At 38.5% G+C, this 6,320-nt stretch carries 8 protein-coding genes; 4 read left to right on the forward strand and 4 right to left on the reverse strand.

Translation table 11 applies throughout. The features are described 5' to 3' along the window. Nucleotides 1-99: 99 nt before the first annotated feature. The 4 genes from abc-f to AC1DJR_RS13965 all read right to left on the reverse strand — a co-directional run bounded on the left by abc-f (nucleotide 100) and on the right by AC1DJR_RS13965 (nucleotide 3,862). On the reverse strand, nucleotides 100-1,734 hold the full coding sequence (gene abc-f / locus AC1DJR_RS13950; protein WP_429686488.1) for a ribosomal protection-like ABC-F family protein: 1,635 nt from the start codon (nucleotides 1,732-1,734) through the stop codon (nucleotides 100-102). Between the two features lie 264 nt (nucleotides 1,735-1,998). Then, nucleotides 1,999-2,544, reverse strand: a complete 546-nt coding sequence (locus AC1DJR_RS13955; protein WP_002016115.1) for a flavodoxin family protein — start codon at nucleotides 2,542-2,544, stop codon at nucleotides 1,999-2,001. Nucleotides 2,545-2,548: 4 nt separating this feature from the next. Then, on the reverse strand, nucleotides 2,549-2,917 hold the full coding sequence (locus tag AC1DJR_RS13960) for a MerR family transcriptional regulator (RefSeq protein WP_002016114.1): 369 nt from the start codon (nucleotides 2,915-2,917) through the stop codon (nucleotides 2,549-2,551). Between the two features lie 51 nt (nucleotides 2,918-2,968). Next, a complete protein-coding gene (locus AC1DJR_RS13965) occupies nucleotides 2,969-3,862 on the reverse strand; it encodes a LysR family transcriptional regulator (protein ID WP_060749257.1) in 894 nt (297 codons plus the stop codon). 152 nt (nucleotides 3,863-4,014) lie between these two features. Between AC1DJR_RS13965 and AC1DJR_RS13970 the strand changes: the two genes are divergently transcribed. The 4 genes from AC1DJR_RS13970 to AC1DJR_RS13985 all read left to right on the forward strand — a co-directional run bounded on the left by AC1DJR_RS13970 (nucleotide 4,015) and on the right by AC1DJR_RS13985 (nucleotide 6,210). Further along, nucleotides 4,015-5,037 (forward strand): YeiH family protein, encoded by a 1,023-nt coding sequence (locus AC1DJR_RS13970; RefSeq protein ID WP_477002836.1) that lies wholly within the window; start codon nucleotides 4,015-4,017, stop codon nucleotides 5,035-5,037. 334 nt (nucleotides 5,038-5,371) lie between these two features. Further along, on the forward strand, nucleotides 5,372-5,569 hold the full coding sequence (locus AC1DJR_RS13975) for a helix-turn-helix transcriptional regulator (RefSeq protein ID WP_002016109.1): 198 nt from the start codon (nucleotides 5,372-5,374) through the stop codon (nucleotides 5,567-5,569). An 11-nt stretch (nucleotides 5,570-5,580) separates the two neighbouring features. Continuing rightward, nucleotides 5,581-5,970 carry a hypothetical protein gene (locus tag AC1DJR_RS13980; RefSeq protein ID WP_477002837.1) on the forward strand — a complete coding sequence of 130 codons (390 nt, stop codon included), beginning with the start codon at nucleotides 5,581-5,583 and terminating at the stop codon, nucleotides 5,968-5,970. 18 nt (nucleotides 5,971-5,988) lie between these two features. Beyond that, nucleotides 5,989-6,210: a hypothetical protein gene (locus tag AC1DJR_RS13985; RefSeq protein WP_429686486.1), complete on the forward strand. Its 222-nt coding sequence runs from the start codon at nucleotides 5,989-5,991 to the stop codon at nucleotides 6,208-6,210. Nucleotides 6,211-6,320: the final 110 nt, after the last annotated feature.

The raw sequence follows: 6,320 nt of genomic DNA on the forward strand, positions 1-6,320 counted from the left end.
GTTATTGTGTCTAACATGATAGGTAGGGTGATAGTCTATGTCGAAGCCTTGATATTTCTTGGGAAATGTGGAAGGTCCCGTCGATATATGGGGAAGACATTAGAGCGCTTCTTTACACTGCCGAATTCGAACTAATAATTTTTCGTATTCTTGTTCGAGAAATGTGATGTCATCATGCTGATTTGGGATAGAAATCCGGCTGATGATTTCTGTTAATTTTGTTTGTAATCGTAATAATTCTTGTTCAGTAACGTTTACAGAAGCTTGGGTGGTTCTTTTTGTGTATTGCTCGTAATTGCCGTGGAATATTCTTGGTTCGCTCTCATCTACTTGTAGAATATGGTTTGCAACAGAACGAATAAAGGCACGGTCATGGCTAATGAAAAGTATTGTACCAGGATACTCCTGTAACATGCTTTCTAATTCTTCTTGCGTTGCCAAGTCTAAATAGTTTGTCGGTTCGTCGAGCAGAAGCATATTATAGTTTCCTAAAAATACTTTTGCGAGTGCAACCTTCATGCGTTCTCCACCACTTAAGATGTGCACAGGTTTATGAACATCTTCACCGCGGAATAGGAGCCTTGCAAGTATTGTTCGAACGAACGATTCTGTATAGTTTGTTTCTTCTAGAACATTTTCTAAAATTGTTTTATCTGTTTTTAAAATAGATAATGTTTGTTCAAAGTATCCAATTTTACAACTTTTCGAAAGCTGAATGCCACGCTCGTTCGCGAGAAGCATGTTGAACAAAGTTGTTTTTCCGCTTCCGTTGGCACCTAAAATAGCAAGCTTTGCCCCAGGGACAATTGTTCCATTCATATTTTTAAATAATGTACGATCCCCTATTTTCTTCGTTGTTTTATTAAACTGAACAACTGCTTTACTATGAATTGGTGTGTGGTATTGTACGTCAAACTGAGCTTGAGAAAAGTCCTTCGGTTTTTCTTTCTGTTCCAACTTTTCAAGGCGTGTTTCTAGTGCTTTCGCTACCTTGCTAACATTTTCTTGCCCATGAGCCCCGCTGCACTTATAAAGTTTAGATTCAGATGAACTGAACCGTGTTGGGATTTTTGTCATGCTAGAAGCACGTTGCTTTCTTTGTGAAATTGACTGTTCTAACCGATTTTTTTCTTGTATATATTGATCATATTCTGCCTGCTTTTGTATTCGCTCACGTTCTTTTTGCTTTCGATAGTTTGAATAATTACCTTTATATTCTTGAATAGTACCGTCTTCAACTTCGATGATTTTTGTACATATGGCATCTAAAAGATCACGATCATGCGATATTAAAACAAGTGCACCTTTATAAGATAAAAGTGCCTTTTCTAATTGCTCTGTACCGAACATATCTAAGTGACTTGTTGGCTCATCAGCAAATAGAATGCCTGCATCTTGTTCGAGGGCATGGGCGATCTTTAGGCGCATGCGTTCACCGCCGCTCATTGAATTTGCGACGTTTGAAATATTCCATTTGCCCTTAGCGAGGGAAGAAGCGGTTTCCGGTATCCCCTCGCTAAGCTGTGGAATGATGGCGATAGAACTATGATGAGTTACTGTGCCTTTGTCAGCTTCTATTTCTTTACTTAATATTTGTAATAACGTAGATTTTCCAGCTCCGTTGACTCCGACAATTCCTATACGATCGTTTGCTTGAATTTCTAGTGATGGTAACGTAAATATGGTGCGATCACCAAAGCTCTTTTCGATATTACGTGCGATTAAAATAGTCATAAAAAAACCTCCCTAGTTTCACTAGAGAGGATAAATGTCGCCCTTTAATGTAAAAATCGTACATAAATAAACGATTTTTTACATGATCGTATCGAAAGAAAGTATCGACAAATGGACAGACTAATCCTCTGCTAGTTTTCATCATTTTTGTTCACTATTTGTGATGGATGAAATAAATAAGAGAATTAGAACTTCATTGGTCAAAGTACCTTCCTTTCATAATATTATTTTTATTGTATGCGCATACAAATGGATTTGTCAAACTTATTTCTGTGTGCTATTTTTGAATTTATTATTATACAATTGTGCTTTTGCCAGCGCTTCAGCATCGTTCTTGATTTCATCTAGTCCATTCGCATCCCCAATAATATACCCTTCAAATGATGAACCAACAAAATCAAAGATATATTGAAACTGGGCGATAAGCGGCAATGCTTTCAGTTTTGGACTGTCTCCGCCAACGATGACAACGTACATTTTTTTGCCTTTCATTTTTTCTTTGAAATGAAGAGATTTATTACGCAAGCTTTGTGACCAGCGATCAACGAAGTTCTTCATGTGGCCGCTCATTCCGTACCAGTATAGCGGTGTAGCGAAGATAATCGTGTCGTGCTCTAGCATGCGTTTGGTTAACTGCTCGTAGTCATCATTTACAGGTTGAAATCCTTCTACATCATGGCGCTGATCTATGATTGGGTGGACGATATGATCACGCAAGTAAATTTGTTCTGTTTCAATCCCATCAATCACCATATGTGTTAAAGCTTCCGTATTTCCGTTTTGTCTTGAACTGCCATGTATAACAAACATGTAATCATCCCTTTTCTTTTGCTTGTTTTAGGAGTGAAACGTGTTTTTGTAAATTCGTTTGAATGTTGGAAAGTAATGTGATTTGCTTCGTTACCTCATCAAGTTTGTCTTCGTAAAGTGCAAGGATACTACTACACGGATTTTCGTAGAGATGTGGCTCGATTTCAAGGCAACGTAGCATTCGTTCTGTTTCTTCTAAATTTAAGCCGATTTGCAAGTACATTTGAATCAGCTCTACTTTTTCGATTGCACTTTCATCAAAATCACGGTAGCCATTTGCTAGGCGTTTCGAAGGGAGTAATCCCTTTTCTTCATAATGTCTTAGTGCCCTTTCGCTAACCCCAGTTTCTTTTGATAACTCTCCAATTCGCAATGCGTTTCACTCCTTTTACATGTATTGTAAACCTTCACACTAATGTGAAGGTCAACTCTGTTTTTTCGCAAAAGAATCTACGTGTTTTAAAAAGACTTGAATAGCTTTAGACGGGATAAAATATTTGCCGCGCACGATGGAGAATGGACGGATTAGCTCTTCGTTCGGAACAGGGATGTGGAATATTTCTTGTGCCAACAGTTCTTTTCGAACAGTCCAATCTGAAAGAATAGCGATGCCAAGACCGGCTGCAACGGCTTCCTTCACGCTTTGAATACTGCTAAATGTAAAGAAGCGTTTCATTTTTAAATGATGTTGGTGTATAAAGCGATCGCTATAGGCACGTGTGCCAGAGCCGCTCTCCCTTAATACCCAGACTTGATCTTGCAATGTATTTTCGTTAATCCCCTTGATATGGAGCAATGGGTGGTTTGGCGGGACGACGAGTTTCATTTCATCTTGCATAAAAGTTTCAACATCTACGTCAGCGTATACGACTTGGCCTTCCACTAAGCCGATATCAATTTGATTAGAGCGGAGGCTTTGCAAAACTTCTTCCGTATTGGAGATAAATGTATGAACTTCGACGTGTGCATTTTCATTGGCAAAGCGCGCAAGTATTTTTGGAAGTAAGTATTCGCCAATTGTAAAGCTAGCGCCGATGCGAAGTGTCCCTGTTACGACGTTATGCAGCGCATTAATTTCCTGTTTTGCATCTTCATAAAGTGAGAGCATCTGCTTTGCGTGTATGTATAATATGTTTCCAGCTTCCGTAACTTGGACGTGCTTTGGGGAGCGCTGAATAAGTGTAGTCCCAAATTCATTTTCCAAGTTGCGAATGTGCATACTAACGCCAGGTTGTGAAAGGTTTAATAGTTCCGCAGCACGCGAAAAATGTTTTTGTTCAACGACAGTAACAAAGATTTTTAAAATGTCGACGTTCATTTGTTAGGCCCCTTTATTTTTGCTTTTATTTTATCATAAGTATTTCTGATGATAGGGATTCAATATTGATATTAAACTTATTATTAAAACTCTCTTATAATGTAACTAGAAAGAACATGCATGTTCCAATACGATTATTGGGGTGGTACAAAGTGGAACAAACACTTGTTATACAAAAGAAGAAGGGCTTTGGATTTTCGCAAGGTATTGGGATTACGTTATTAATCGCAATCGCCGCGAAATATTTAGCAGAGCTTCCATTTTTAAATATTATGGGACAATTAGTAATCGCTATTCTAATCGGGATGGTTTGGCGCGCGGCAATCGGGATTCCTCAAGAAGCGATAGYGGGAACGAACTTTGCGAGTAAGAAGTTGCTTCGCTTTGGGATCATTTTACTTGGAATGCGGTTAAATCTTGTAGATATTGCGAAGGCGGGGCCGAAAGTATTGGTCATCGCAGCGGTTGTTATTACATTTACRATTTTCGTTGTATATGGACTAACGAAAGTATTTAARGTAGAAMAGAAACTYGGAATTTTAACAGCRTGCGGRACWGCAATTTGCGGWGCGGCWGCGGTCGTGGCAATTGCACCGCAAGTGAAAGCGAARGATGAAGAAACRGCAGTYGGGGCAGCGATTATTGCAATTTTAGGTACAATATTTACACTTATTTATACGCTGTTATACCCAGTGCTTGGCTTCTCACCCTACGGTTACGGTGTGTTCTCAGGTGCGACATTGCACGAAATCGCTCACGTTATCGCTGCGGCGGCGCCAGGAGGTAGCACGGCTGTAGACATCGCAGTTATTGTGAAATTAACGCGCGTAGCGATGCTTGTGCCAGTAGCGATTTTAATTGGATTATGGTTTGGTAAGAGCGAGGGAAGCAAGGAAAAAAGATCGTGGCGCGACCTTCCAATTCCTTGGTTCATCTTCGGATTTTTAGCAATGAGTGCGGTGCATTCGCTTGGGATTATCCCAGAAGTTGTTGCTGGATACATTGTAGTAATTGCGTACATGCTTATTGCAATGGCGATGGCAGGGCTAGGTTTAAATGTAGAGTTTAAAACGTTCCGCAAATTAGGAAGTAGGGCATTCGTGGCAGGGCTAATTGGCTCGGTTTGCTTATCTGTTCTTGGGTACGTTCTTGTATATGCATTAGGATTTATGTAGTAGGACGAAGAAGCTGTCCCAAAAGATATTTTGGGGCAGCTTCTTTCTTATGCTTATAGTTCTACGGATGCCGATATTTGTAGGTAAGTCGATATATTTAAAAAATCGCTGATATAAATGGAGTTGCGCTGATATATTTGGAAAATCGCCGATATAATTTAAGTTGCGCTGATATATTTAAAAAATCGCTGATATAAATTTAATTCCTCTTGTACTTTGTTAGAGAAGATGTTCAGTGAAATTTTTTTCTAAAATTTGTAAATAAATCTTTACTTGAATTTGGAAAATATTTATAATTAAAGTAAAGATATCTTTACTTTCGAAGGTGGAGCCTATGGGTGTGAAAAATAAAATTAAAGAATTGCGAAAACAACATCATATAACGCAAATTGAAATGGCAAAGGCGATGCAAGTGACGCGGCAGACAATCGTGGCAATTGAGAACCACCACTATAATCCGAGTCTAGAGTTATCCCTAAAAATCGCCAAATATTTTGGAATGAAGGTAGAGGAAATATTTACGCTGGAGTAAGGGGAGGAAAAATGAACGATACTAAAAAGTTGTATATCGCTACGGTCTTAGGATTATGTGGAGGGGACGTTTTAGTTCGTATTATGGAYCCATCCATACCGATGTTATCGCTWATAGTTAGTAACATTTTAGCAATTTTACTTTTAACAGTGTATACGTATTATAAAAAACGTAAGTACAAAAAAGAGGAACTGCCAGAGATAGATGAGCGAGTAAATGAAAATATAAAAAAGTATATAAATGTTTCGTTTGTATTCKCATTTCTTTTGCTTATTGTTTATATTGTTGCRAGCAAAGCRATAGGCAGGGTTGTTATACCTATACCGGAAATATTTATGATATGCAGTTTCTTATTTGCTGGTAGTCTCATCATAGGAGTCATGATGGGAAAACGCGCATAGAGATAGGGGGAATGAAAAATGCAAGATGAGTTTGAGAGATTTCAGTCGGATAAAGCGTTTAAATATGTAGGAGTATTTTTAGTAATTAGTTTAGCGGTATGGAGTTTATATAATTTAATTGTTTACGGAAGTGCTGGCATGCCGTTTATTTTATTTGTACTAGGGCAGTTTGTTTATTTCTTTGTGAACTATTTGCCGAAGTGGAAATATAGAAATAGTAAAGAGACTGATCGTGTATGAGTATGGCATCGACGAGTGTTTTAGCAATAAGGATTAAATAGAAAAAGGGGAACTGGGATGGGATTACCGGTGTTATGTGTTGCTACGGCTATTTTTGCGTTGTTTTGGGG

The organism is Bacillus sp. 05T31, from assembly GCF_056396725.1.

Excerpts from the sequence above, each read along its gene's own strand:
- AC1DJR_RS13965 (WP_060749257.1), bottom strand. The coding sequence starts at position 3,862 with ATGAACGTCGACATTTTAAAAATCTTTGTTACTGTCGTTGAACAAAAA.
- abc-f (WP_429686488.1), bottom strand. The coding sequence starts at position 1,734 with ATGACTATTTTAATCGCACGTAATATCGAAAAGAGCTTTGGTGATCGC.
- AC1DJR_RS13975 (WP_002016109.1), top strand. The coding sequence starts at position 5,372 with ATGGGTGTGAAAAATAAAATTAAAGAATTGCGAAAACAACATCATATA.
- AC1DJR_RS13955 (WP_002016115.1), bottom strand. The coding sequence starts at position 2,544 with ATGTTTGTTATACATGGCAGTTCAAGACAAAACGGAAATACGGAAGCT.
- AC1DJR_RS13985 (WP_429686486.1), top strand. The coding sequence starts at position 5,989 with ATGCAAGATGAGTTTGAGAGATTTCAGTCGGATAAAGCGTTTAAATAT.